Genomic DNA, 25,603 nt, shown 5'->3' with positions numbered 1-25,603 from the left:
GACGTCACGGCCGGTGGCGGTGGAGATCGTCGCCGGGCGGGGTCAGCCGGTCAGGCGGACTCCCCCGGCGCCAGGTGACGGTAGCCGGGCACGGTCTCGGCGAACCAGCCGTTCACGCTGGTCAGGCCGCGCTCGTTGAGCTGGGCGTCGTGGATCGGGAACACCCGCTCGGCCCCGACGGCATGGGCGAAGTCGATCGCCTCGGTGAGCTTCAGCCAGGATGCCTGCGCCGGGACCAGCAGCGTCTCGACCGGCCGGTCCGGCCGGTGCAGCGAGTCGCCCGGGTGGTAGACCGCGTCGCCGACGAGGTAGCCCAGGTTGGCGCAGTCGGGCTGGTCACCGTGGATGGTGGCGTGCCGACCACCGAGCGCGGTCACGGTGAGCCCGGCGGCGGTGAACCGCTGGCCGGCGCCGACCATGGTCACGGACAGCGGCGCCAGGTCGGGCAGGACGGCGCCCTGCGGGGCGAAGACCGGCACGCCGAGACCCGCCAGCCGGAGCACGTCGACGTGGTCGGTGTGCTCGTGGGTGACCAGCACGGCGTCCGCGCCGGCCAGGGCCCGCGGCTCGCTCCAGGTGCCGGGGTCGATGACCAGCACGCCGCCGTCGTGCTCCAGCCGGACGCAGGAGTGGGTGAACTTCGTCAGCCGCATCCGGCGACCGTACGCCGGTGGCAGCGCTCCGTGTGCCCGGCGGCGGGCGGCACGGGCCGTGCCGGAGGGTGGTGCCGGCCCGCCTTCCTGGCCGGTTCCGCCGGACGGCTCGGGGACCACCCCGAGCCGCGTGAGAGGCTGCGGGTCGGAAGGGAGTACCGAGATGGGCGACTACGGCCACCCGCTGGCCTTCGGGGCGTTCCTGACGCCCGGCAACGCCGAGCCCGGGCGGGTGGTGGGCCTCGCCGTGCTGGCCGAGCAGGTCGGGTTCGACCTGGTCACCTTCCAGGACCACCCGTACCAGCCCGCGTTCCTCGACACGTGGACGCTGATGAGCTTCGTGGCGGCCCGGACCGGCACGGTGCGGCTGGCCGCCAACGTGACGAACCTGCCGCTGCGCCCGCCGGCCGTCCTGGCCCGCAGCGTGGCGAGTCTCGACCTGCTCAGCGGTGGCCGGGTGGAGCTCGGCCTGGGCGCGGGCGCGTTCTGGGAGGCCATCGAGGCGATGGGCGGGCGCCGGCTCTCCCCCGGGCAGGGCGTGCGGGCCCTGACCGAGGCGATCGACGTCATCCGCCAGGTCTGGGACGTCGAGGCGCGTGGCGGCGTCCGGGTCGACGGCGAGTTCCACCGGGTGGTGGGCGCGAAGCGGGGCCCCGCGCCCGCCCACGACGTGGGCATCTGGCTCGGCGCGTACAAGCCGCGGATGCTGGCGTTGACCGGGAGCCGGGCCGACGGGTGGCTGCCGTCGCTGGGCTACCTGCAACCCGGCGACCTGGGCAGGGGCAACACGATCATCGACGACGCCGCGCGGGAGGCCGGCCGCGATCCGGCCGACGTGCGCCGCCTGCTCAACGTCACCGGCCGATTCGCCCCCGTCGGCCGGGGACCGCTGGACGGCCCCGCCGAGCAGTGGGCCGAGGAACTGGCCGACCTCGCGCTCAGCGACGGGATCAGCACCTTCATCCTGGGCAGCGACGACCCGGAGGACCTGCGGCGCTTCGCCGCCGAGGTCGCCCCCGCCGTACGCGAACTCGTGGCCGGCGAGCGCGCGGCCGGCGCCGCTGCCGCCGTGATCCTGGCGACGCCCGAAGCCGTCGAGGCGCGGGCGACACCCGGGGGCGCCGGGGCGCCGCCGTCGACCGCTCCCCGCCCGCCCGCCGGCGCGGGGTCCTTCGCCGTCGTCCCGACGCCCGACGACGGCGTGCGCCGCAGCGCGATCCGGGTCTGGGACGAGGCCACGCGCCCCACCGGCCCCGCGCCCGACCCGGCGCGCACCTACCCGCCACACGACCAGGCCGGCGCCCAGCACCTGATCGACGTGCACGACGGGCTGCGCGCCGAGCTGACCCGGCTGTACGACCTGGTGGAGCAGGTGGGCGGCGGGCTGGTCGACGCGGGCACGGCCCGCTCCCACATCAACACCATGACCATCCGGCAGAACAAGTGGACCCTGGGCACCTACTGCGAGTCGTACTGCCGGGTCGTCACCACCCACCACACGCTGGAGGACCGGGGGATCTTCCCGCACCTGCGCCGGGGCGACGACCGCCTCGCCCCGGTGCTGGACCGGCTGGAGCAGGAGCACCACGCCATCCACGACGTGCTGGAACGCGTCGACCGGGCGCTGGTCGCGTTCGTCTCCGTCGCCGACGGGATGGCCGAGCTGCGCGCGGCGGTCGACCTGCTCAGCGACACCCTGCTGTCCCACCTCGCCTACGAGGAACGCGAACTCGTCGAGCCCATCGCCCGGCTCGGCCTGAACTGAACCCGCCGTCGCACGGCGTGCCGGCGGATCGGAACCGAGCCCGCCGCCACCCGCCGTGCCGGAGGATCGGGGCATGCCGCGACCGTCCGGGCGGGGGCACCGCCGCCTGCCGCACACTGCCGACGTCCGCATCGAGGCGTGGGCGCCGAGCCGGGAGGAGTGCGTCGCCGAGGCGGTCGCCGCGCTGGTCGGGACGTTCGTGGACCCCGCCGGGGCGGCCCCGGGCCCGTCGCGTGAGTTCCGCGCACCCGCCGGGGACGACGACGCGGACCTGCTGGTGGGCGTACTCGACGAGGTGATCTTCCGGATGGAGACGGCGGGTGAGCTGCCGCCGCGCCCGGCCCCCACCTCGCACCGCCCGCTCAGCCCTTCACCACGCCGAGCGGGACCAGCCGGGCCACCTTCCGGCACAGTCCGGCCCCCTCGGCGGCGGCCACCACCGCCGAGACGTCCTTGTACGCCGCCGGCATCTCCTCGGCCAGGCCGCGTCGGGACGCCCCGCGCACCGCGATGTCCCGCGCCTCCAACTGGGCACGCGGGTCCAGCCCGCGCTCCGACCGCACGGCCTGCTTGCGGCTCTGCACCCGGCCGGCCCCGTGGCAGGTGGACGCGAAGGCCGGCGACCCCGGCACGCCGGTGAGCACGTACGAGCCGGTGCCCATGGAGCCGGGGATCAGCACCGGCTGGCCCACGTCCCGCAGGTCGTCGGGCAGGTCGTCGTGGCCGGGCGGCAGCGCGCGGGTGGCCCCCTTGCGGTGCACGCACAGCGCGCGGCGCTCGCCGTCGACGCCGTGCGTCTCGATCTTCGCGAGGTTGTGCGAGATGTCGTAGACCAGGTCGAGCCGGCTGCCGGTGACCCGGGCGAAGACCTTCCGGGCGGCGTCAGCCAGCAGTTGCCGGTTCGCCCGGGCGTAGTTGGCGGCGGCGGCCATCGCGCCCAGGTAGGCGCGGCCCTCGGCGGAGGAGACCGGGGCGCAGGCGAGCTGGCGGTCCGGCACCTCGATGCCGTGGCGGGCCATCACCTTCTCCATCTGCCGCACGTGGTCGGTGCAGACCTGGTGGCCCAGCCCCCGGGAGCCGCAGTGGACCATCACGCAGACCTGGCCGGGGCGCAGCCCGAAGGCGGTGGCGGCGGTGTCGTCGTACACCTCCTCGACGGCCTGCACCTCCAGGAAGTGGTTGCCGGAGCCGAGGCTGCCGACCTGGCGCGCGCCGCGCTCGATCGCCCGCTCGCTGACCCGCGCCGGATCGGCGTCACCGACGGCCCCGGCGTCCTCGCAGCGGTCCAGGTCCCGCTCGACGCCGAAGCCGCGCTCGACGGCGTAGCGGGAGCCTCCGCGCAGCACCGCGTCGAGTTCCGCGCGATTCGACAGGTGCCACACCGCGCCCCTGCCCATGCCACGCGGGGTGGCCTCGCCCAGCCCGTCCATCAGCGCGTCGAGGCGGGGCCGCAGCCCGTCGCGGTCGAGGTCGGCGGCGAGCAGCCGGACGCCGCAGGAGATGTCGAAGCCCACCCCGCCGGGCGAGACCACGCCGCCGTTCGCGACGTCGGTGGCGGCCACCCCGCCGATCGGGAACCCGTAGCCCCAGTGCACGTCGGGCATGGCGTACGAGGCGTCGACGATGCCGGGCAGCGTGGCCACGTTCGCGACCTGCTCCAGCGACCTGTCCTCACCGGCGTCGGGCAGCAGGGACCGGGACGCGAACACCACCCCCGGCACCCGCATCGGGTCGTGCCGGTCGATCCGGAAGCGGTACGGCGACTCCTCGACCAGCTCCATTCCCGGCGGCTACCCGGGCGGACGGCCCTTACACCCGCTCGCCGGCCGCCGGCCGCCGCATCGCCCAGACGTCGGGCCCGCCGTCGGGCACCCGGGCCTGGCCGGTGACCGCGAAGCCCAGCCGCCGGTAGAAGCGCACGTTCGGCTCCGACGAGGTCTCCAGCACCGCCGGCAGGCCGGCCCGGTCGGCCTCGACCAGGCCCGGCCGCAGCACCCGGGCCCCCAGCCCCCGGCCCTGGGCGGTCCGGCGCACGCCGACGGTGGCGAGCAGGAACGCCGGCTCGGCCGGCCGCAGGGAGGCGCAGGCCGCGTCGGCGGCGCGCAGCGCCGGGTGCCGGTCGCCGGCCAGTTCGGCGTTGCGGACCGCGACACCGGCCCAGACCTCGTCCGGCACCGTCCGGTCCGGGGGCAGCCAGACCGCCACCGCCGCCGGCCGGCCGTCGGCGTCCACCGCCGCCCAGACGTCGCCGTAGGGCAGCCCGACGGCGGCGACGGTGCCGGCGAACATCGCCGCCAGCCGCTCGCGGTGCCGGTCGGCGGCCACCGTCCAGGCCATCCACGGGTACCCGTCGAAGGCGTCGGCGAGCACGTCGGCCGCCTCGGCTGTCGACTCCGGGCCGATCCGGCGTACGTCGAACTCCATCCCGTCCTCCTCGCGCGCCGCCGCCCGGCCGGCGCAGTGCGCGATCATGCCACGGCTCCCGGGGCCGACGCCCGGGATTATCGGTGCTCAGAGCCGGTAGAACGCGCGGTAGCGACGGATCAGCCGCCACTGCACCAGCACCGCCGCCACGGTCAGCAGGATCATCACCAGGGTCGCGGCGGCGGCGTAGCCGTAGCGCAGGTACTCGAAGCCGGTGCGGTAGACGAAGAGCGACAGGTAGGTGGTGGCGTACGGGGGTGGACCGCCGTCGGTCACCACGAAGGCCGGCACGAAGGAGAAGTGCAGGCTCTGGATGGCGTCGCGCACCGCCAGCAGCCCCAGCACGGGCGCCATCAGCGGCAGCGTGACCCGGCGGAACAACGGGTAGTGCGCCCGCATGCCATCGCGTTACGAGAACTATCCGAGGATCGCCATCGTCACCGGCGCGGACTCCGGCATCGGCCGGGCCTGCGCCGTCGCCCTCGCGGAGGCCGGCTTCGACGTCGGCGTCACCTGGTACCGCGACGCCGACGGCGCCGAGCGGACCGCCGCCGAGGTACGCGCCGCCGGCCGGCGCTGCGAGGTCGCCGCGCTGGACCTGACCCGGCTGCCGGGCGCCGACGCGGTCGTCGACGAGCTGGCCGACCGGCTCGGCGGTCTCGGCGTGCTCGTCAACAACGCCGGTACCGGGGCGTCCACGCCCTTCGTCGACACCGGCTGGGAGCAGTGGCGCGAGGTGCTCTCCGTCGACCTCGACGGGCCGTTCCTGTGCGGGCAGCGGGCCGCCCGGCGGATGCGGGCCGCGGGGCTGGGCGGACGGATCGTCAACATCACCAGCGTGCACGAGCACGCGCCCCGGGTCGGCTCGGCCGCGTACTGCGCCGCCAAGGGCGGGCTCGGTCTGCTGACCAAGGTGATGGCGCAGGAGCTGGCGGCGGACGGGATCACCGTCAACGCGGTCGCCCCGGGCGAGATCGCCACACCGATGACCGGCCAGGAGGACGTCGACCCGTTCACCGAGGAGCGTCCCGGGGTGCCGGTCGGGCGGCCCGGCGACGCGCGGGAGGTGGCCGCCGTGGTCGCGCTGCTCGCCTCGCCCGCCGCCGCGTACGTCACCGGCGCGTCCTAGCCGGTGGACGGCGGAATGCTGATGATGGGCCCGCAGGCCAACGCGCTGGAGTCGCACGACTGGCGCTCGGTACGGGGGTGAGGCGCCGCCGCGGCGGGGTGCCCTTGCACGGCCCCGCCCGCCCGGCGGGCACAGCTCGGCACCCCGGGGCCCGGTGACCGTCGCGGCGGCGGGACAATGGGAGCCTCGCCCGCGAGGCCGCCGGCGGGATCCCCCCGATCGGCAGGAGAACGGTCAGCGTGTCGGAAACTCCCGGGGTGACGTCGCCGGCGGACGGGCTGCGCGCCGACTGCGCCCGGTGCTTCGGGCTCTGCTGCGTCGCGCCGGCCTTCTCCGCGTCGGCCGACTTCGCCATCGACAAGCCCGCCGGGCGGCCCTGCCCCAACCTGGGGGGCGACTCGCGCTGCGGCATCCACGCCGACCTGCGCGACCGGGGTTTCCCCGGCTGCACCGTCTTCGACTGCTTCGGCGCCGGACAGCGGGTGGCCCAGGTCACCTTCGGCGGGCGGGACTGGCGCGACGCGCCGGAGACCGCAGCGCGCATGTTCGACACGTTCGCGGTGATGCGGCCCCTGCACGAGCTGCTCTGGTACCTGACCGAGGCGCTCGCGACGCGCCCGCCGCAGCCGCTGCGCGACGAGTTGTCCGTCGCGCTCGACGAGACCGGGCGGCTGACCCGGGAGGCCGCCGACACGCTGCTGGGCCTCGACGTGGACGCGTACCGGGGGCGGGTCAACCCGCTGCTGTCCCGCGCCGGGGACGCGGCCCGGGCCCGGGGCGGCCGGCCCGGCGTGGACCGGCGGGGCGCCCACCTGTTCGGCGTCGACCTGCGCCGGACCGACCTGCGCCGGGCGAACCTGCGCGGGGCGCTGCTGATCGGCGCCGACCTGCGCGGCGTCGACCTCGGCCTGGCCGACCTCACCGGCGCCGACCTGCGCGGGGCCGACCTGCGGGGCGCGGATCTCTCGGGCGCCCTGTTCCTGCACCAGTCCCAGCTCGACGCGGCCCGGGGCGACCGGCACACCGCCCTGCCGCCCGCCCGGACGCGCCCCGGGCACTGGTCACCGCTGTCGCTCACCCCGCTGCCCCGCCCACCCCGCTCCCCCACCCGCGCCACCCGCGCCACCCGCCCACCATGCCCCCGCTGACCTCCACCCCCACACTCCCTCCCCGCCCCACCCCGCGCTTTCCCTCCCGCCCCACCCCCACGCTCCCTCTCCCGCCACTCCCTCACCACCCCCCGGCTCCCTGACCCGGCACCTCGCGCCACGCTCCCCCGCCCCCTGCTCCTCGCGATCATGCAGTTGTCGTGCTTCACAAACCGGCGTCAACCCCGCCATAACGGGCACCACAACTGCATGATCGCCCGGCCAGGGCGGGGTGGGGCAGCGCGCACGGCGCGGCGCGGGGGCGGGGCGGAGCGGAACGGCGCGGGGCCGGGCAGGCGGGGCGCGGGGGCTCGGGGCGGGCGGGTTTTGGGTGGGGGGCTGCGGGTAGCCGGGGGCGGACACGGCATCGGCGGAACGGCGTCGGCGCGACGGGACGGGGAGGCAGCGGTGGGGTATCGGGCACGCGACGGGGAGCTGCCGGTCGACCCGGCGCACGCCGAGGACGAGGCCGGCCAGGCCCGGCTGGTCCAGGTCGAGGCGGACACCGACGTCCCGGCGCCGGACGACACGACGACGACGCCCGACATCGTCACCGAGGACGACGGGTCGGGCATGGCGGGCGGCGCCTCGGGCAGTTCCAGCGGCGGGTCCGGCATGCCGGGCCACCCGGACGCGGCTCGCTGAGCGCCGCCGAGGCACGTTTGCGGGCAGACCACGGGGGCAGGAGAGCGGCATGACCGATCAGAACCGTACCGACCGGGCCGCCACCGACGAGCCGGACGGCGCCACCGCCATGCAGGCGTCGCTGCGTCCGCCGGGCGAGTCCCTGCGCAGCACCGACGACACCGGCGACGACTTCGCCGACCTGCCGGCCGAGGACCGGCGGTCGGCCCGGGAGGTCAGCCGCGCCGGCTACGACGTGGACGCCGTCTCCGGCACCACCGACCCGAGCCGCACCGAGTGACCTGAGCGCCGGCCCGCCCGCCGGTCCGATCAGCGACCGGCGGGCACCGTCGACGCGCGCGCCTCGGTCATGCCCCGGTTGGCCAGCGCGTCGGCGCGCTCGTTCTCCGGGTGGCCGTTGTGCCCCTTCACCCACAGCCAGGTGACCTCGTGCCGGGCGCACGCGGCCTCCAACCGCTGCCACAGGTCGGCGTTCTTGACCGGCTGCTTCGCGGCGGTCCGCCAGCCGTTGCGCTTCCACGAGGCCAGCCAGCTGGTGATGCCGTTGCGCACGTACGTGCTGTCGGTGTGCAACTCGACGGTGACCGACCGGGTGAGGCTCTCCAGGGCCTGGATGGCCGCCATCAGCTCCATCCGGTTGTTGGTGGTCGGGGTCGCCTCGCCGCCGCACAGTTCCCGCTCGTGCGCGCCGTAGCGCAGCACCACGCCCCACCCGCCGGGGCCGGGGTTGCCGCTGCACGCGCCGTCGGTCCAGATCTGCACGACCCTGCCGGCCGTCTCGTCCACCATGCCGGCAACCTACCGAATCCGCACCGCCTCCCCCGCCGTCGGGCGGCGGCGCGGCGCGGCGCGGACGACCTCCCGAACGTCCCACCGCGCCGGCTGAGGCGGCTCAGCCGTCGGCGTCGGCCCGGTCGCCGACCACCGGTCGCGGGACCGTCCAGGTCGCCGCCCGCCGGGTCGGGTCGAGGCGGTCGCGGAGCCGGGCCGCGGCGTCGCCGGCGGTGGCGGCGACCATCGGCCGCAGCCGGGTGGTGCCCATCAGCGCCACCTCCTCCGCCGGGGTGGTCGCGCCGTCGAGGAACCGCAGCACCCGCTCGGCGGGATTGCGGTCGAAGAGCCGGCCGAAGAAGTCGGGCCCGCCGACGCCGCCGGCGTCCAGCGCCCGGAGCGCGACCGCGTCCATCCAGCGGTGCCGACGGGGGTACGCGGGAGCGGGCATCGGCGGGCGGCCGGCCGCGAGGGCGCGGGCGACCTGCTCGGCCTGGCGGTGCATGGCGGAGAAGGTGAAGCCGGTGGAAGGTCGGGTGGCGCCGCCGGCCGTGCCGAGGCGGACCACCCGGGGCGAGGGTCGGGCCTCGAACGGGCCGTCGGTCATCGGGATCACCCCGTTCTCCACCTCGCGGACGGTCAACCGGGTCGGGTCGAGGCCGAGCAGGTCCCGGTAGCCGGCCAGCGCCGCGTCGTAGCCGGCGTCGGTGAGCAGGTCCGGGCCGAACTCGGTGTACTCCACCAGGGCGTACCGGTCGCTCACCGGCAGGACGTACCCGAACGACACGCCCCGGGCGGGCTGCGGGGTGCGGAAGTCCATCAGGACGGCCCGGGCCGGGTCGAAGACCGGCACGGCGGACTCCAGCCACCAGCCCCGGAAGTGCTGGAGCCAGTTGGTGCGCCCGGGTCGCCGGGGCGGCCGGGGCCGGGAGTCCAGCACCCAGGACGCGCGGACGGCCGACCCGCCGCCGACGCGTACCGTGACGTGCCCGCCGTCGTCGTACAGGGCGTCGACGGGCGCGACGATCCGTCGCACGCCCAGCCGCCGCTCGGCCTCGGCAGCCCGGGCGTAGACCGGGCCGGAGCGCAGCATGGCGTACCGCAGGGGGGCCAGATCGAGGACGCGACGGCCGTCGGGCGTCGCCACCTCGACCTGGTCCCAGCTTGCGGCCAGCAGCGGGTCCAGGTCGCTGCCGGGACGGTCCCAGAACGCCCAGGTCCGGTCCTGGCCGCGCCGGTGGACCGGGTCGACGACGGCGACCCGGAGGTCCCGCACGCCGTGCCGGTCCAGGGCCGCGAGGACCAGCGACGCGGCGCCGCCGCCGCCGACCAGCGCCAGGTCGACGTCCAGCGCTGCGGAGGTGTTCACGCCGCCCACGCTGCCACACCGTCCGGGCGGTCCGGCCACCGACCGGCCCCGCCACCCCGGGCCGCGCGCATCCGGGCGACAGGCGGCGGGCGGCGGTAGTGGGCGGCGGTAGGGTGCCAGCGGTCGCCCCCGGGCGACGGTCACGTCGCCCTCCGGAGGACGCCCACCCCATGAGCACCGACGCCACCAACGCGCTGACCGCCCGGTGGGCCTCCGGCCTGGACGACGGCCAGACGGTCCTCTCCGGCGCCGGCGTCCACCCGCTGCTGGCGCTGCTCGCCCGCTACGCCGCCGGTCCGGCCCGCGACGAGCTGCTGGCGGTCGCGCCCGAGGCGACCCGCTGCGACCTGGACCGCTCCCCCACCACCCGGCTCGCGCTCGCCGCCTGGGCGCGGCGGGACCTGCCGCTGACCGACCGGTGGCTGCGGGAGGTGCCAGCGGCCATGCGCGGGGAGTTGACCGGTGATCCGGCGCGCGACCGGGCTGCCCTCGACGAGTGGGCCGGCACGCACACCGACGGCCTGGTCCCCGAGATGCCGGTGCGGGTCACCCCGACGACGGCGCTGGTCCTGGCCAGCGTGCTGTCGCTGCGGACCGGGTGGGCCGAGCCGTTCCGCGACGACTGGCAGCAGCCGGCCGCCGGGCCGTGGCGCGGTCGCCGGCTGGCCGGGCTGAGCCGGGTCGGCCACGACCTCGACGCGCTGCGGGCCGTCGACACCGCCGCCGGCCCGCTGAGCCTGCTGACCGTACGCGGCGCCGAGGACGTCGACGTGGCGCTCGCCCTGGGCGCGCCGGGGCGCGGGGCGGCGCAGGTGCTGCCGGCCGCGATCGCCGCGATCGGCGCACCGCCCGCGCTGCCCGTCGCCGCCGGCCCCGGCGTCGCCGAGCAGGTCGTGGACGCCCACGACGACCGGCCCGAGCTGCTCGTCCGCACCGTGGGCTTCACCGTCCGCGCCGACCACGACCTGCTGGCGCGGGCCGCGCTGTTCGGCCTCGCCACCGCCGTCGGCGACGGCGACCACTTTCCCGGCATCGCTCCGCTGCTGGCCGTCTCGCAGGCACGGCAGAGCGTGACGGCGACGTTCGGCGCGACAGGGTTCCGCGCGGCCGCGGTCACCGCCGTCTCCACGCGGGCGGGCTCGGCGCCGCGGCCGGTCACCGCGCGCAAGCGACGGGTACGCCTCGACGTCGACCGCCCCTTCGGCTTCCTCGCCGTGCACCGGCCCTCCGGGCTGGTGCTGCTCGCCGGCTGGGTGACCGACCCCGACGCCGCGACGCCCGACGCTCAGCGGTCCCCGGCCCGCTTGCGGTAGACGACCTGCCGGCGCAGCGGACCGGAGGCGACCTCCGGGTCGTCGAAGTCGTCGGCCGGATCGGTGGTCATGCCCAGGCGACGCATCACCGCCTGCGAGCGCAGGTTGGTCGCGGTGGTGATGGCCAGGATCTCCGGCAGCCCGACGGTGTCGAAGCCGTACCGCAGGACGGCCCGGGCCGCCTCGGTGGCGTAGCCGTGGCCCCAGGCGGAGCGGGCGAGCCGCCAGCCCGCCTCCACGCCGGTGACCGGCACACCCTCGTCGACCCGGTCCAGCCCGGCGAAGCCGACGAACGCGCCGCCGTCGCGGACCTCGACGGCCCAGAAGCCGTAGCCGAGCCGGTCGAGGTCGGCCTGGAACGAGCGCGCCGAGGCGGTGGCCTGCTCGGCGGTGAGCAGCGGGCCGAGGTGCTCGCGCACCTCCGGATCGGCGTTCATCGCGGCCCACGGCGAGAGGTCGGACTCCCGCCAGTCGCGCAGCAGCAGCCGTTCGGTCCTGATCTCCGTCACGGCGCGACCCTATGCGCCGGGCAGCCGCCGGGGCACGCGGGATTCGCGTCGGCCGGTCAGTCCCGGACGCCACGGCGATGATCCGCGCGACCGGTACGCCGGCGGGCCAGTTCGCGCCGATGGTGACCGGGCGGCTGACCGCCATGCTCGGGGAGCTGCCCGCCATGGCGGCGGCCGTCGACTCGGGCGAGCACGACGCCGACGGGTCCTCCCTACGGATGCAGGCCGCCGGCTTCGGCAACCTGCTGGCAGCCTGCCGGGACGTGGGGGTCGACGCCGCGCTGATGCGACCGGTACGTGACCTGCTGGACGAGGCGGTCGCCCGGGGCCACGGCGAGGAGGGCCTCTCCGCGCTGGTGGGGCTGCTGCACGACGACGCCGGCCGCCCGGCCTGACCGCTCCCGCCGCCCCCTTGACGGGTGGATGCGGCGACACGCTGGACATGCAGCCGTCCGGTTGCCTAACCTGACAGGCAGCCGGACGGCTGCGTGTGCGAGGTGGGCAGGGTGGACGACGTGTTCCGGGCGCTGGCCGACGCGAGTCGGCGCCGGCTCCTCGACGACCTCAACCGGCGCGACGGGCAGAGCCTGCGCGAGCTGTGCGCCGGGCTCGACATGACCCGGCAGTCGGTCAGCAAGCACCTGGCGGTGCTGGCGGCGGCCAACCTGGTGACCACCGTGCGATGCGGCCGGGAGAAGCTGCACTACCTCAACCCCGTCCCGATCAACGCCGTCGCCGAACGATGGATCGACCGCTACGACCGCGAGCGGGTGCGCGCACTCGCCGACCTACGGACAGCTCTGGAGCGGGAGCCGATGGACAGTCCCACCTTCGTCTACACCACCTACGTCAACACCACCCCCGAGAGGCTCTGGGCCGCGCTGACCGAGCCGGCGTTCACCCGCCGCTACTGGGGCGGCGTCGCGCTGCGCTCCGACTGGCGGGTCGGCTCCCCCGTGCTGTGGCAGGACGAGCCGGGCGGCGAGTTCCGCGACCTCGGCCAGCGCGTCCTGGTCGCCGAGCCGTTCCGCCGACTCTCCTACAGCTGGCACGGCTTCCAGCCGGAGCACGCCGCACACTTCGGCTGGTCCGACGAGGAGTTGGCGGCCCGGCTCGGCGAACGGAGGTCCCGGGTCACCTTCGACATCGCCCCGTACGGCGAGTGCGTCAAGTTGACCGTCACCCACGAGGACTTCTCCCCGGGCAGCGAGATGTACCGGGCCGTCAGCGGCCAACTCGACGGCAGTGGCGGCTGGCCGGAGCTGCTGGCCAGCCTCAAGTCGCTGCTGGAGACCGGGGAGCCGCTGCCCGAGCCGCGCCCCGGGAGCGCCACCACGCAGGGCTGACCCGCCCCGTCCCGGCACGTGGCCGGCACCGGCGGACCCCGCTGCCGGGCGACCGGAACGGCGGCGCTTCCCGTCCCCGGAGCAAACCGGCCAGGACCGGGCCAACGCGGCGGGCCGGGCGCGTACGCGCCCGCCGCGGGGCACCGCTCCCGAGTGGGGCCGGGACGGCCCAGCCGCGACAGCACGACCCCCGGTGACATCGGCACGGCCAACCCTCGCGGGTGGGCCGTGCCGGCATTTCCGCTGCTCCCTCCGCCTCCCGGGTGGACACGTGACGGCAACGAGGATTTCTCATTTTCACCGGATCGGGGTCCCAACCCTCCTAGGGTTGGTCACACCGGTGCTAGTCACGGAGTTGGCCACCCGAACGACGTCCCACGCAGTCAGCGGACGAAAAGTGAGGGAAGACGCGTATGAAGGCAAAGACAGTTCTCGTATCGGCGGCGCTCGGCGTGGGTCTCGGCACGCTCCTGCTCCCCGGCGCGGCGCTGGCCGACACCGTCGTGTCACCGGCCACCACGCCGGTCGGCGGGACGGTCGTGCTCACCGCGACGACCTGCAACCCGAAGTCCGGCGACGCGATCTTCCGCGTCACCGGCCCCGACCGCGACCAGAACGTCCGGTCCACCACTGCGGCGGCCGGCGGCGGGCTGAGCGCCGAACTCTTCACCGCCGGCTTCACCCTGGGCACCTACACCGTGACCGCGACCTGCGGCGACGGCAGCGCGGCCGGCAGCGCCACGTTCACCGTCACCCCGATCGGCGGGGCCCAGGCCGGCGGGCGCGGCGACACCGACGGGACCGGCGCGTTGGCGGCCGGCGGCGCCCTGCTCGGCTCCGCCGCGGGCGGCGCCCTGGTCCTGGCCCGCCGCCGGCGCCACATGGCGGCGGCCACGCTCTGACCGACGGCCCCGTGCCGTCCACTCCTGCAAGCCGTCCATCCCTGCCACGGGTGCCCGCACCGGTGAACCCACCGGAGCGGGCACCCGGGCGCACGCGTACGGAGGTGGGATCGTGTCCTGGCGCAGGCCCGGCTGGGCGGTCACGGTCGTCGTCCTGCTCGCCACGACCGGGCTCGGCCTGGTCGCCGCCGGACTGGCGACGGCCCCGCCCCGCCCGCCCCGGCCGGAGGCCGCCGACACCCCCGCACCGGCCCGCTCCGCGCCGTCGGTGCCGCCGCTGCACCGGGCCGCGCCGGTCGACGTGCGGATCCCGGCCATCGACGTGCGGGCACGGATCGTCCCGGTGGGCGCCGACGCCGACGGGCACCTGGAGGTGCCGCCGCTGGACCGGCCCACCCTGGCCGGCTGGTACCGGCACGGTGTCAGCCCCGGCGAGACCGGCAACGCCGTGATCGTCGGGCACGTCGACTCCGCCGCCGGTCCCGCCGTCTTCTTCGACCTCGGCCGGCTGCGACCCGGCGACACCGTGCGGATCACCCGCGCCGACGCCAGCGTCGCCAACTTCGCCGTCGACGGCGTCGGGTCGTACCCGAAGGACCGCTTCCCCACCGACCTGGTCTACGGGCCCAGCGACGCGACCGGCCTGCGGCTGATCACCTGCGGCGGCCGGTTCGACCGGGACACCGGCAACTACGTCGACAACGTCGTCGTGTTCGCCACCCGGGTGCCGTGACCCCCGGACCCGCCGGACCCGAGTACGGTGTCCGCGCGGATGCCGGCGCGGCGGAGGGGAACGGGTGGTTCGGCGGGCGAAGGAGCGGGTCAGGCTGTCGGCCGTGTTCGACCGGCTGCTCGGCCGACCGCTGCCCGGGCAGCGCGCGCCGGAGCCCCGTCGCTCCAATCCCGACGCCGTGGTCGACTGTGCCGTCTACGTCGGCGGGCGGCGCGAGCCCGGCCGCCCGCACTACGCCGACGCGTACGCCCGCAGCCGTCGCGGCCGCGACACCTTCGTCTGGCTGGGTCTGCACGAGCCCGATCCGGTGGTGATGGCGGCCGTCGGCCGCGCCTTCGGGCTCGACGACCTCACCGTCGAGCAGGCCCTCGCCGACGGCCACCGCCCCACGGTGCGCCGCGAGGGCGACGTGACCCTGCTGGTCCTGCGCACCGCCCGTTACGTCGAGCACGCCGAACTGACCGACACCTCCGAGGTGGTCGACACCGGCGACGTGATGGTGCTGGTCGGCGACCGCTTCGCCGTCACGGTGCGGCACGGCGCCGCGGGTGCGCTCACCTGCGTGCGCGCCGACGTCGAGCAGCGCCCCGCGGTGCTCGCGCAGGGCCCGTGGGCGGTCGCGTACGCGGTCTGCGACCGGATGGTCGACCTCTACCTGGAGGTCGCCGGGCACGTCGAGCGGGACCTGGAACGCGTCGAGGAGGCGGTCTTCGCCCGCGACCGCTCGGCCGACATCCAGCACATCTACCAACTCAAGCGGGAGCTGGTCGAGTTCAAGCGGGCAGTGCAGCCCCTGCAGGCGCCGCTGCGCTCCCTGCTCGACCAGCGGCCCGACAACCCGCCGCGCGGCCTGCACCGGTGGTTCGTCGACGTGGACGCCCGGCTGACCCGGGCGGTGGACCGGGTCGCCGCCTACGACGAGCTGCTGAACTCGATCGTGCAGTCCCGGTTGGCGCAGCTCGCGGTGGAGCAGAACAACGACATGCGCAAGATCGCCGCGTGGGCCGCCATCGCCGCCACCCAGACCGGCATCGCCGGGATCTACGGCATGAACTTCACCAACATGCCGGGGCTGCACTGGCGCTACGGCTATCCCACCGTGCTCGGCCTGATGGCGCTGACCGCGTTCGCCCTGCACCGCCTCTTCCGCCGCTCGGGTTGGCTCTGAGCGCCTGCTCCGTCGTGGACGGCTCCGGGATCGCGGGCGCGGGGCTGGTGCGCGGCATCGGGACCTCGGTGGCCCGAACGGCCGGGGCCGACGCCAGCATCCGGTCGAAGACGTTGCGCAGCAGCGTCGACATCGCCGGATCGTCGGTCAGGGCGCCTCGGGCGGCGCGTCGCCGACCGCGAGGGCGCGCAGGGGGACGGACTTGACCGACGCCTGCGCGGTGAACGCAGCGGCGCGCGGACGTGACCGGCCGGCACGCCGCGCAAGTCGACGCTGTCACGGTCCGCTGCGGGTTCTTCCGACGGGCGCCGTCGTACCGCCCAGGTGCGGGTACGCGGGCCGGGTGACGTGCCGGGTGGGTCAGGGGGTCGGCGGGGTGACCGCGATGATGAGCCGGGCCCGCTGGTCGCTGGCGTTGCGGTAGAGGTGGGGCAGCCGGGAGTCGAAGGTGATCGCCTCGCCGGTCCTCAGCACGTAGCTCTCGCCGCCGATCTCCGCGACGACCTCACCGGTGACGGCGATCGCGCACTCGGTGGAGGGGTGCGCCCACGGCTCGGTGGAGCTGGCGTCGCCGGGCGCCAGCTCGGCTTCGAGCACCTCCAGGTCGCCCCGCCCCGGCGTGAGCCGGTCGTAGGCGATCTGCCCGGGAGGCGCGGCGAGCCGGGACCGCGAGCCGGGCCGGCTGATGTGTACCAGCGGGGCGTCCGGCTCGGAGAACAGCGCCGCGATGGAGGTGTCGAAGACCTTGGCGAGCTTACGCAGGGTGGCCAGGCTGGGGTCCGTGGCGCCGTTCTCGATCTGGCTGAGCAGGGCGGGCGACACGTCGGCCGCTGCCGCGAGCTGGCGCAGCGTGAGGGAGTGCTGCTGGCGCAGGTCGCGGAGCTGGTCACCGAGCATGCGTCTTTCCTCGTTCCTAAAACAGTGTGGCTAGAAATGTTTGACGTGACTATACGCGCTGTCTAGGGTGGTCGAACATAAGGTAAATGCGTTTGGCGCTACTAGACAAGCGGCATTGAGACACGAACCGGACACGCGTCCCGTCCGGGTACATCCAACCCCATGACGGCACAACGGCGCAGACCCGCGAAGCCGCCACGGTTGCACCAACGGCCCGGCTGCGGCGTCACCGACGTCACCGGGTGTGACAGCCCCCAGAGCCCGTCCCGCGCGGGCCGGCCCATACGAAGGTAGGAACAGCATGTCGGTGTCCCCTCGCCGGCTCCGCGTCGGAGCGATCGCTCTGGCGGCGCTGGCCATAGCCTCCAGCACCGCGTGCAGCGCGGGCGGCAGCGGAGGAAGCGGTGACGGCGGTTCGGCCAAGACCCTCACCGTCAACACCTCGTTCGTCCTCAAGACCCTCGATCCCGGCCGGATCTACGAGGCGACCGGCCTCACCGCCGTGCACTCGCTCTACGACACCCTGCTGACCTTCGAGGGCTCGGACGTGAGCAAGCCGGTCCCGGCGCTGGCCGAGTCGTTCGAGGCGTCGCCCGACGCCAAGACCTTCACCTTCAAGCTGCGCGAGGGCGTGAAGTTCTCCGACGGCACCGCGCTGACCGCCGACGACGTGGTCTTCTCCCTCAACCGGCTGAAGAACGTCAAGGCCAGCCCGGCCGTCATGGTCAGCGGCCTCACGTTCGCCAAGACCGACGAGCGGACCGTGGTGGTCACCTCGGCCACCGCCGACCCGAACATCCCCGTGGTGCTCGCGATGCCCTCCACCGGCGTGGTGAACTCCAAGGTCGCCAAGGAGCACGGCGCGACCGACGCCGCCGACGCCGCCAAGAGCGACACCGCGCAGCAGTACCTCGACACGAACTCCGTCGGCAGCGGCCCGTACGTGCTCAAGTCGTACGACCCGTCGGCGCAGGTGGTGCTGGAGGCCAACCCCAACTACTGGGGCGACAAGCCCGAGTTCAGCCGCGTCGTGCTGCGCAACATGGACGTGCAGACCCAGAAGCTGACCATGCAGCGGGCCAGCGGCTCCGAGATCGCGCTGGACATCTCCGGCAAGCTGCTGGAGGGGCTGCCGGGCAGCCTGAAGACCTCCGCCATGCAGGACACCGTCTACTTCCTCTTCCTCAACGCCGACCCGGCCGTGTCGCCGGTGAGCTCGAACCCGAAGTTCAACCAGGCGCTGCGGGCCGCCATCGACTACCAGGGCATCGCCGGGCTGTACGGCAAGGGCGCCGCCCCCGGCGCCGGCCTGGTGGCCCCGGCCTACCCGGGCGCGCTGCCCGCCGGCGAGGAGTCGAAGCGTGACGTGGCGAAGGCCAAGGCGTTGCTCACCGAGGCGGGGCTGACCAACCCCACGGTCAAGTTCAACTACCCGGCCATCACCTACAAGGGGGTCGACCTGGGCACGGTCGCGACGAAGGTGCAGGGCGACGCCGCCGAGGCCGGCATCAAGCTGGAGCTGACCCCGCAGCCGCTGACCACCTTCCTCGACGAGATGCGTACGGGCAAGATGGCCCTCGGGTTCACCCCGCAGAGCCTGAACTACCCGGTCGCCGACTCGCTGATCAACAACATGTCCCCCGGCCAGGCCACCGCGCTGCGCTCGGGCTGGACGGTGGAGCGGGCCGACCCGGCCGTCGTGGCCGCCGGCAAGAAGGTCACCGAGACCCTCGACCTGGCCGCCCGGGCCGCCGCCATGCAGGAGTGGCAGCGGGCGATGAACGCCGCCTCGCCGTACGTCGTCCTCGCCAGCAACTCCTCCGTGGTGGTGGCGAGCAGTGACCTGACCGGCACGGACTACACCGCCGCCGGTTGGCAGGTCGACCTCGCCGCGGTGGGCCGGGGGTAGCCACTCCATGACGACGACAGTCGACGACGCCGAGCCGGGCGCGGTCACCACGACCGTGTCCCGGCCCCGGCCGCACCGGGCACTGCTGGTCTTCCTGCTCAAGCGGGTGGCCATCACCGCCGGCCTGCTGCTGGGCGTCACGATCGTGACGTTCGGCCTGGTCACCGTGGTGCCCGGCGACCCGGTCACGGCCAACCTCTCCGACCAGGCGCTCAACGACCCCGCGACGGTCGCGGCGTTCCGCGAGAAGTGGGGCCTGGACCAGCCGCTGTACGTGCAGTACTTCCAGTACCTGGGCAACCTGCTGACGGGTGACCTCGGCATCTCCCAGCAGACCGGCCGCACCGTGGCCGACGACCTGTTGCAGTACGTGCCGGCGACCATGGAACTGGCCATCCCCACCATGGTGCTGGCGCTGCTCATCGGCACCGGGATCGGCATGCTCGCCGCCGTACGCAACGGTCGGGTCACCGACCAGCTGATCCGCGTCGGCGCGCTGCTCGGCCTCTCCACCCCGCCGTTCTGGCTGTCGCTCGTCGTGCTCTACGTGTTCTTCTACCAGCTCGGCCTGGCGCCCAGCGGCGGCCGGCTCTCCACCGACTTCAGCCCACCGCCCACGGTGACCGGCATGTACACGGTCGACGCCGCCCTCGCCGGGCAGTGGGACGTCGCCTGGGACGCCGCCCAGCACCTGATCCTGCCGGTGCTCGTGCTGACCAGCCTGACCGTGGCGATGCTCGTCCGCTTCGTCCGCTCGTCGATGCTGGAGGTGCTCCAGCAGGACTACATCCGGGCCGCGTACGCCAAGGGCCTGCCCGCCCGGGTGGTGTTCCGCCGGCACCTGCTGCGGGCCGGCCTGGTCCCGGTGATCACCGTCTCCGGGCTGGCCTTCGCCTCGCTGCTCTCCGGCACGGTGCTGGTGGAGAACATCTTCGGCTGGCCGGGCCTCGGCCAGTACGCGTACCGCAGTGCGACGGCGCTGGACCTGCCCGCGATCCTCGGCGTCAGCCTGTTCGTGGCGCTGGTCTACACGCTGGTCAACCTCACGGTCGACCTGCTGTATGGGCTCATCGACCCGAGGATCCGCCTGTCATGACCGCACTCGCACCCGATCCCGTGGCGCCCGACCCCAAGGCGACCGCCGCGCTGACTCGGCGCCGCTTCCTGGGCGGCCGGCTGCGGGGACGTTCGACGGCGCGGCCCATCTGGCGACAGCCGATCGCCGTGGTGGCCCTGGTCATCCTCGGCGGGTGGCTGCTGGCGGCGCTCTTCGCCCCGCTCGTCGCGCCGTTCGACCCGCTGGCGCAGAGTCCCGACGCCTACGCGCCGCCGTCCGGCACGCACTGGTTCGGCACCGACTCCCTCGGCCGGGACGTGTTCAGCCGGGTGATCCACGGCTCCCGCCTGTCGATCCCCCTCGCGCTCGCCATCGTCTCGCTCGCCCTGCTGATCGGCGGCCTGCTCGGCCTGGTCGCCGGCTACGTGGGCCGGTTCGTCGACGAGGCGCTGATGCGCCTGACGGACCTGGTCTTCGCGTTCCCGCAGATCATCCTGGCGATGGCCGTCACGGCCGCGTTCGGCCCCAGCACCCGCAACGCCGTCCTCGCGCTGGTCATCGTCTCCTGGCCGGTCTACGCCCGGGTCATCCGCAGCGCCGTGCTGACCATGCGCGGCGAGGACTACCTCAGCGCCGCCCGACTGCTCGGCATCGGGCCGATGCGCGCGCTGCGCCGCGACGTCCTGCCCAACAGCGTGGGCCCGGCGATCGTGCTGGCCACCCTCGAACTGGGCAACGCCGTGCTACTGCTCTCCGCGCTCTCCTTCCTCGGCCTCGGCCCCCGCCCGCCGGCCGCCGAGTGGGGCTCGATGGTGGCGCTCGGCTCGCAGGACCTCTCCATGTGGTGGGTCAGCGTCTTCCCCGGTCTGGCCATCCTCACCGTGGTGATGGCCTTCAACGTGCTCGGCGACGCGCTGCGCGACCGGATCGACCCCCGCTACGCGAAGGGACGTTGAGAAATGGCACCCCTGCTCGAGGTCGACTCCCTGGCCGTCACCCTGCCCGGCCCCACCGGGCCGCTGCCGATCCTGCACGACGTGTCGTTCACCGTCGACGAGGGCGAGATGGTCGGCATCGCCGGGGAGAGCGGGTGCGGCAAGAGCCTCACCGCGCAGACCCTGCTCGGGCTGCTGCCCGCCGGCGCCAAGGTCACCGGATCGGCCCGGTTCGCCGGCACCGAGCTGCTCGGCCTGGACACGAAGCGCTGGCAGAAGGTACGCGGCGCCGGCATCGCGATGGTCTTCCAGGACCCCACCGCCGCGCTGCACCCGATGCTCACGATCGGCCGGCAGCTCACCGAACACATGCAGGTCCACCTGGGCCTGGACCGGCGGGCGGCCGACCGGCGGGCGGTGGAGCTGCTCGAGCAGGTCCGCATCCCCGACCCGCAGCGGGCGGTGCGGGCGTACCCGCACCAGTTCTCCGGCGGCATGCGGCAGCGGGCGGCCATCGCGATCGCCCTCGCCGCCCGCCCCCGGCTGCTGATCGCCGACGAGCCCACCACCGCGCTCGACGTGACGGTGCAGGCCGGCATCCTGGCGCTGCTGGACCAGTTGCGTGCCGAGACCGGGCTGGCCGTCGCGTTCATCACCCACGACCTCGGGGTGCTCAGCGCGCTCACCACCCGCGGGTACGTCTTCTACGCCGGGCGGGTGGTGGAGACCGGTCCCACCGGGGCGCTGCTCACCGCGCCGCGCCACCCGTACACGGCGGCGCTGCTCGGCGCCCGCCCGCACGGCACCCAGGCCGTCGGCACGCTGCGCCCCATCCCGGGCGGACCGCCGGCGCCGGGGCAGGCGCCGCCCGGATGTCCGTTCCAACCCCGGTGCGGGTACGCCGAGCCGTCCTGCGGCAGCGCGCCGCCCCCGCTCGCCCCCGCCGGCGCCGACCGGTCGGTGGCCTGCGTGGTCCGTCCGCACCTGGAGGTGGCGGCATGAACGAGCCCGTCGGCTCGGGCAACCTGCTCGAGATCAGCGACGTCGAGGTCGAGTACAAGGCGCGCGGGCGGGGGCCGGTACGGGCCGTGGCCGGGGTGAGCCTCGAGGTGGCGCCCGGCCAGATCGTCGGCCTGGTCGGCGAGTCCGGCTGCGGCAAGTCGTCGCTGGCCCGGGTGGCGGTCGGGCTGGCCGCGCCGAGCGCCGGGGCGATCCGGTTCGCCGGCCGCCCGGTCACCCCGCTCGGCTGGCGGCGCCGGCCGGTGCCGCAGGTGGGGCTCCAGATGGTCTTCCAGAACCCGTACGCGTCGCTGAACCCCCGGCGCACCATCGGCGCCCAGCTCCTCGACGGGGTGCCGGACACGGTGACCGGCGCCGCCCGCCGGGCGAGGGTCGCCGACCTGCTGGACCGGGTCGGCATGCCAACCGGGGCCGCGGAGCGGTACCCGCACCAGTTCTCCGGCGGCCAGCGGCAGCGGCTCGCCATCGCGCGGGCACTCGCGCCGGAGCCCCGGATGATCATCGCGGACGAGCCGGTCACCGCGCTGGACGCCTCGTCCCAGGCGCAGGTGGTCAACCTGCTCGTCGGGCTGGTCCGGGACCTGGACATGGGCATGCTGTTCATCTCGCACGACCTGTCCCTGGTGCACGAGATCGCCGACGTCACGGCGGTGATGTACCTGGGCCGGATCGTGGAGACCGCACCCACCCGTCAGCTGTGGCGCTCGCCCCGGCACCCGTACAGCCAGGCGTTGATCGACGCGGTGCCGCAGATCGGCCCGCACCCGCAGCTGCCCAGGACGCTGGCCGGCGAGGTGCCCGACCCGGCGCACGCGCCGACCGGGTGCCGGTTCCGGCCGCGCTGCCCGCACGCGTTCGCGCCGTGCGGCGAGCAGCCGCCCACGCTCGACCTCGGCGGCCGCAGCGCCGCCTGCTGGCTCAACGACCCGACGGTGGCGCCGACCACCGCGCCCGCCGCGTAGAGGACTCCGCATGCACATCCCCACCGAACAGGTCCTGGTCAACCTCGCGCTCTACGACGGCGTGCGGGACGACCTCCAGCGCGACCAGGGCGTCTGGATCGGCGCCGACGGCACGATCCGCGCGGTCGGCGCGGTCGACGACGTCCTCGCCGAGGCCGGCGGCGCCCGGGTGGTCGACCTGCACGGCGACCACGTCATGCCCGGCCTGACCAACATGCACGTGCACCTCTCGCTCGGCCTGCCCGGTCACTTCGGCGACGAGGTGCACCGCTCCAACCTCGCCGAGCTGGTGCTGCTGATGGCCGACTCGGCGCGGCGGACCCTGCACTCCGGGGTCACCACCGCCCGGCTCGTCGGCGAGAGCCGGTACGCCGACTTCGCCCTGCGCAAGGGCATCGAGCGCGGCGCGGTGGACGGCCCGCGGATCTTCACCGCCGGGCACGCCCTCTGCTGCACCGGGGGGCACGGCTGGGAGGCCGACGCCCTGGAGGCCGACGGGGCGGACGGGTTCCGCCGGCTCACCCGGCAGCAGATCCGGGCCGGCGCCGACCTGATCAAGGTGTGCATCTCCGGCGGCATCGCCGGCGAGTTCGAGTCGATCGACACCCCGCAGCTGCTCGACGACGAACTGGCGGCGGTGATCCGGGTGGCGCACGACTGGGGCCGCAAGGTCACCGCGCACGCCGGGCCCGCCGAGTCGGTGCGCCGCGCCGTGGAACTCGGGCTGGACTGCGTCGAGCACGGCTACGAGCTGACCGACGAGGTGACCCGGCTGATGGCCGACCGGGGTGTCTGGTACGTCCCGACCATCGTGGTCAGCCGCTGCGAGCAGTTCTTCCGCGACGCCGGCGTGCCGGGCTGGCTGATGGACCGCGCCCTGTCCGCCGGGCCCCGGCACTGGGAGAGCCTCCAGCACGCCATCCGCAACGGGGTGCCGATCGCGCTGGGCAGCGACATGCCGCCGCACGCCGGCTACGACGAGACGACCGCGACCGTGCGGGAGCTGGAGTTCATGGTGGACGCCGGGATGCCCGTCGCCGACGCGCTGAGGTCCGCCACCATCCGCCCCGCCCAGTGGCTGGGCCAGGCCGACACCCTCGGCAGCGTCGAGGTCGGCAAGCACGCCGACCTGCTGGTCCTGCGCGACGACCCCACCCGGTCGGTGTCCGCGCTGCGCACCCTGCACGCGGTGCTCAAGGGCGGTGTCCCCTACCGCGACGACCACGGCCGCCTGGGCCTCGCCCGATGACGACCATCACCGAGGTCGCCGACGGGTACCTCGACGCGCTCGCCGAGCTCGACCCGGAGGCCGCCGAGGCGGCGGGACGTACCCCCGGATCGCACTTCGCGGACCTCTCCCCCGACGGCTTCGCCGCCCGCGCGGAGCTGGCGCGCGGCACCGCCACGGCGGCGGCCGGCGCCGACGCCGACGGCACGGCGCAGCGGGCCCTCGCGGGCGCGCTGCGCGACCGGCTGGCCAGCGAGGTCGACCTGTACGACGCGGGCTTCACCACCCGGCTGCTCGCCCCGCTGGCGACGCCGGTGCACCTGGTCCGGCAGGTCTTCGACAACCTGCCGCGCGCCACCGACGAGGACTGGGCGGTCGTCGCCGCGCACCTGCGCCGGGTGCCCGCGGCCCTCGGCCAGTACGCCGAGACGCTGCGCTGGTCGGCGCAGCGGGGACACCTGGTCGCCCGCCGGCAGGTGCTGGCGGTCGCCGACCAGTGCACCGCCTGGGTCACCGCCGACGACTTCTACGGCCGGCTGGTGGCCGGCCACCCGGGCGGGCCGCTGGCCGGGGAGCTGGCCGGGGAGCTGGCCGCCGGGGCGCGGTCGGCCGCCGCCGCGACGGCGGACTTCGCCGTGTTCCTGCGCACCGAGATGGCGCCCCGGGCCACCGGCGTCGACGGCGTCGGCCGCGACCTGTACGCCGTCACCGCGCGCAGCTTCCTCGGGGCGACCGTCGACCTGGACGAGCTGTACGCGTACGGCTGGGCGGAGCTGGCCCGCACCGCCGCCGAGCAGCGGGCGGTCGCCGCCGAGCTGGGCCACCCGGACGTGGCGGCGGCGCGGGCCGCGCTGGATGCCGACCCCGCCGGCCGGGTGCCGGTCGGGCCCGACCTGGAGCGGTGGCTGCGGGAGCGCACCGAGCGGCTCACCGACGCCCTGGACGGCCCGCACTTCGACATCCCGGCCGCCACCCGCCAGGTGGTGTGCCGGCTCAGCCCCGCCGCCTCCGGTGTCATGTACTACACCCCGCCCGACGCCGGGCTGACCCGCCCGGGCGGGATCTGGTGGTCGACGCCCCCGGGCGAGTCGACGGTGCCGGTGTGGCGGCACGTCGGGACGCTCTGCCACGAGGGGCTGCCCGGGCACCACCTCCAGCACGCGATCACCCTCACCACCACCGAGCTGCACCCGTGGCAGCGTTCGCTGTGCCAGGTGCACGGGTACGCCGAGGGCTGGGCGCACTACGCCGAACGCCTCGCCGACGAACTGGGCCTCTACGCCGGTCCCGCCGAGCGGCTCGGGATGCTCGACGGGCAGATGTGGCGCGCCGCCCGGGTGGTCATCGACCTCGGCCTGCACCTGGACGTGCCGATCCCGGCCGGGAACGGCTTCACCGACGCGCGGCGGTGGACCCCCGAGCTGGCCGTGGACTTCCTGGTCCGCGTCGCCGGGCTGGACCCGGCGACGGCGCGGTTCGAGGTCGACCGCTACCTGGGCTGGCCGGCGCAGGCGTTGGCCTTCAAGGTCGGGGCGCGGCTCTGGCAGCAGGCCCGCCACGAGGTCGAACGGCGCGAGGGCGCGAGGTTCGACCGCAAGCGGTTCCACCACCGCGCCCTGCGGCTCGGCCCGATGGGGCTCGATCCGCTGCGCGCCCGCCTCGCCGAACTCTCCTGATCCACCGTCACCCCCGACACCCCCGTCCGCCCCGACCGGAAGCG

Annotated in this window: 25 protein-coding genes and 2 pseudogenes; 19 read left to right on the top strand and 8 right to left on the bottom strand. The window is 75.2% G+C overall.

From position 1 onward, the window contains the following. Window positions 1–50 precede the first annotated feature (50 nt). Window positions 51–653, bottom strand: a complete 603-nt coding sequence (locus tag ACPXCB_RS26650; protein ID WP_425878448.1) for an MBL fold metallo-hydrolase — start codon at window positions 651–653, stop codon at window positions 51–53. A 163-nt stretch (window positions 654–816) separates the two neighbouring features. Between ACPXCB_RS26650 and ACPXCB_RS26645 the strand changes: the two genes are divergently transcribed. Further along, on the top strand, window positions 817–2,418 hold the full coding sequence (locus ACPXCB_RS26645) for an LLM class flavin-dependent oxidoreductase (RefSeq protein ID WP_425878447.1): 1,602 nt from the start codon (window positions 817–819) through the stop codon (window positions 2,416–2,418). 73 nt (window positions 2,419–2,491) lie between these two features. Beyond that, window positions 2,492–2,755: pseudogene (locus ACPXCB_RS26640) on the top strand (archease); the annotation flags it as partial. Window positions 2,756–2,780: 25 nt separating this feature from the next. Here ACPXCB_RS26640 and ACPXCB_RS26635 read toward each other — a convergent pair. From ACPXCB_RS26635 to ACPXCB_RS26625, 3 genes and pseudogenes are all read right to left on the bottom strand, one after another. Further along, a complete protein-coding gene (locus ACPXCB_RS26635; RefSeq protein ID WP_425878445.1) occupies window positions 2,781–4,199 on the bottom strand; it encodes an RtcB family protein in 1,419 nt (472 codons plus the stop codon). A 28-nt stretch (window positions 4,200–4,227) separates the two neighbouring features. Then, window positions 4,228–4,842, bottom strand: coding sequence for a GNAT family N-acetyltransferase (locus ACPXCB_RS26630; protein ID WP_425878490.1), 615 nt, complete (start codon window positions 4,840–4,842; stop codon window positions 4,228–4,230). Window positions 4,843–4,929: 87 nt separating this feature from the next. Next, window positions 4,930–5,229, bottom strand: a pseudogene (locus ACPXCB_RS26625) (sugar ABC transporter permease); the annotation flags it as partial. A gap of 10 nt (window positions 5,230–5,239) precedes the next feature. Between ACPXCB_RS26625 and ACPXCB_RS26620 the strand changes: the two are divergent. From ACPXCB_RS26620 to ACPXCB_RS26605, 4 genes are all read left to right on the top strand, one after another. Next, window positions 5,240–5,971, top strand: coding sequence for an SDR family oxidoreductase (locus ACPXCB_RS26620; RefSeq protein WP_425878444.1), 732 nt, complete (start codon window positions 5,240–5,242; stop codon window positions 5,969–5,971). A gap of 257 nt (window positions 5,972–6,228) precedes the next feature. Continuing rightward, a complete protein-coding gene (locus ACPXCB_RS26615) occupies window positions 6,229–7,119 on the top strand; it encodes a pentapeptide repeat-containing protein (protein ID WP_425878488.1) in 891 nt (296 codons plus the stop codon). Window positions 7,120–7,527: 408 nt separating this feature from the next. After that, window positions 7,528–7,764, top strand: a complete 237-nt coding sequence (locus ACPXCB_RS26610) for a preprotein translocase YidC (RefSeq protein ID WP_425878442.1) — start codon at window positions 7,528–7,530, stop codon at window positions 7,762–7,764. Window positions 7,765–7,813: 49 nt separating this feature from the next. Continuing rightward, on the top strand, window positions 7,814–8,044 hold the full coding sequence (locus ACPXCB_RS26605) for a hypothetical protein (RefSeq protein ID WP_121398427.1): 231 nt from the start codon (window positions 7,814–7,816) through the stop codon (window positions 8,042–8,044). A 29-nt stretch (window positions 8,045–8,073) separates the two neighbouring features. On the opposite strand, the gene rnhA is transcribed toward ACPXCB_RS26605, so the two are convergent. Together rnhA and ACPXCB_RS26595 are read right to left on the bottom strand one after the other, a co-directional pair. After that, the gene (rnhA, locus tag ACPXCB_RS26600; RefSeq protein WP_425878440.1) at window positions 8,074–8,553 is read right to left on the bottom strand and encodes a ribonuclease HI; all 480 of its coding nucleotides are present in this window, start codon (window positions 8,551–8,553) and stop codon (window positions 8,074–8,076) included. A gap of 103 nt (window positions 8,554–8,656) precedes the next feature. Next, complete coding sequence (locus ACPXCB_RS26595) at window positions 8,657–9,904, bottom strand: lycopene cyclase family protein (RefSeq protein ID WP_425878438.1); 1,248 nt, start codon at window positions 9,902–9,904, stop codon at window positions 8,657–8,659. 170 nt (window positions 9,905–10,074) lie between these two features. Here ACPXCB_RS26595 and ACPXCB_RS26590 point away from each other — a divergent pair, with 170 nt between their 5' ends. Then, entirely contained in the window at window positions 10,075–11,217 is a 1,143-nt protein-coding gene (locus ACPXCB_RS26590; protein WP_425878436.1) for a hypothetical protein, read from the top strand. Here ACPXCB_RS26590 and ACPXCB_RS26585 read toward each other — a convergent pair. Beyond that, complete coding sequence (locus tag ACPXCB_RS26585; protein ID WP_425878434.1) at window positions 11,190–11,726, bottom strand: GNAT family N-acetyltransferase; 537 nt, start codon at window positions 11,724–11,726, stop codon at window positions 11,190–11,192. The two genes, ACPXCB_RS26590 and ACPXCB_RS26585, sit on opposite strands and share 28 nt — an antisense overlap. Before the next feature lie 77 nt (window positions 11,727–11,803). On the opposite strand from ACPXCB_RS26585, the gene ACPXCB_RS26580 reads away from it, so the two are divergent. The 5 genes from ACPXCB_RS26580 (at window position 11,804) to ACPXCB_RS26560 (ending at window position 15,875) form a co-directional block, all read left to right on the top strand. Then, complete coding sequence (locus ACPXCB_RS26580) at window positions 11,804–12,121, top strand: hypothetical protein (RefSeq protein ID WP_425878432.1); 318 nt, start codon at window positions 11,804–11,806, stop codon at window positions 12,119–12,121. Window positions 12,122–12,232: 111 nt separating this feature from the next. Beyond that, window positions 12,233–13,072 carry an ArsR/SmtB family transcription factor gene (locus tag ACPXCB_RS26575; RefSeq protein WP_425878430.1) on the top strand — a complete coding sequence of 280 codons (840 nt, stop codon included), beginning with the start codon at window positions 12,233–12,235 and terminating at the stop codon, window positions 13,070–13,072. 413 nt (window positions 13,073–13,485) lie between these two features. Further along, complete coding sequence (locus tag ACPXCB_RS26570; RefSeq protein ID WP_357580070.1) at window positions 13,486–13,974, top strand: hypothetical protein; 489 nt, start codon at window positions 13,486–13,488, stop codon at window positions 13,972–13,974. A gap of 112 nt (window positions 13,975–14,086) precedes the next feature. Further along, a complete protein-coding gene (locus tag ACPXCB_RS26565) occupies window positions 14,087–14,707 on the top strand; it encodes a class F sortase (RefSeq protein WP_425878428.1) in 621 nt (206 codons plus the stop codon). Between the two features lie 64 nt (window positions 14,708–14,771). Continuing rightward, on the top strand, window positions 14,772–15,875 hold the full coding sequence (locus tag ACPXCB_RS26560; RefSeq protein WP_425878426.1) for a magnesium and cobalt transport protein CorA: 1,104 nt from the start codon (window positions 14,772–14,774) through the stop codon (window positions 15,873–15,875). Between the two features lie 360 nt (window positions 15,876–16,235). Here ACPXCB_RS26560 and ACPXCB_RS26555 read toward each other — a convergent pair whose 3' ends face one another. Beyond that, window positions 16,236–16,772 carry a helix-turn-helix domain-containing protein gene (locus ACPXCB_RS26555; protein WP_425878424.1) on the bottom strand — a complete coding sequence of 179 codons (537 nt, stop codon included), beginning with the start codon at window positions 16,770–16,772 and terminating at the stop codon, window positions 16,236–16,238. A 301-nt stretch (window positions 16,773–17,073) separates the two neighbouring features. Here ACPXCB_RS26555 and ACPXCB_RS26550 point away from each other — a divergent pair, with 301 nt between their 5' ends. Genes ACPXCB_RS26550 through ACPXCB_RS26520 form a run of 7 tightly spaced genes read left to right on the top strand, consistent with a single transcriptional unit; the run spans window position 17,074 to window position 25,559 of the window. Beyond that, on the top strand, window positions 17,074–18,681 hold the full coding sequence (locus ACPXCB_RS26550; protein WP_425878423.1) for an ABC transporter substrate-binding protein: 1,608 nt from the start codon (window positions 17,074–17,076) through the stop codon (window positions 18,679–18,681). 7 nt (window positions 18,682–18,688) lie between these two features. Next, window positions 18,689–19,777, top strand: coding sequence for an ABC transporter permease (locus ACPXCB_RS26545; RefSeq protein WP_199184498.1), 1,089 nt, complete (start codon window positions 18,689–18,691; stop codon window positions 19,775–19,777). Next, window positions 19,774–20,694: an ABC transporter permease gene (locus tag ACPXCB_RS26540; protein WP_357580079.1), complete on the top strand. Its 921-nt coding sequence runs from the start codon at window positions 19,774–19,776 to the stop codon at window positions 20,692–20,694. Before ACPXCB_RS26545 ends, ACPXCB_RS26540 begins: the two co-directional genes overlap by 4 nt. Before the next feature lie 3 nt (window positions 20,695–20,697). Then, window positions 20,698–21,675 carry an ABC transporter ATP-binding protein gene (locus ACPXCB_RS26535; protein WP_327028434.1) on the top strand — a complete coding sequence of 326 codons (978 nt, stop codon included), beginning with the start codon at window positions 20,698–20,700 and terminating at the stop codon, window positions 21,673–21,675. After that, window positions 21,672–22,655, top strand: coding sequence for an ABC transporter ATP-binding protein (locus ACPXCB_RS26530; RefSeq protein ID WP_425878420.1), 984 nt, complete (start codon window positions 21,672–21,674; stop codon window positions 22,653–22,655). The genes ACPXCB_RS26535 and ACPXCB_RS26530 overlap by 4 nt, the downstream gene beginning before the upstream one ends. Before the next feature lie 10 nt (window positions 22,656–22,665). After that, window positions 22,666–23,904 carry an amidohydrolase family protein gene (locus tag ACPXCB_RS26525; protein WP_425878418.1) on the top strand — a complete coding sequence of 413 codons (1,239 nt, stop codon included), beginning with the start codon at window positions 22,666–22,668 and terminating at the stop codon, window positions 23,902–23,904. Then, window positions 23,901–25,559: a DUF885 domain-containing protein gene (locus ACPXCB_RS26520; protein WP_425878416.1), complete on the top strand. Its 1,659-nt coding sequence runs from the start codon at window positions 23,901–23,903 to the stop codon at window positions 25,557–25,559. The genes ACPXCB_RS26525 and ACPXCB_RS26520 overlap by 4 nt, the downstream gene beginning before the upstream one ends. Window positions 25,560–25,603 lie beyond the last annotated feature (44 nt).

This window comes from Micromonospora sp. DT62, assembly GCF_049847285.1.
In the GTDB taxonomy this organism is placed as follows: Bacteria; Actinomycetota; Actinomycetes; order Mycobacteriales; family Micromonosporaceae; genus Micromonospora; species Micromonospora reichwaldensis.
Note: the sequence above shows the minus strand (reverse complement) of the source record. Positions and strands in the feature narration are given on the sequence as shown.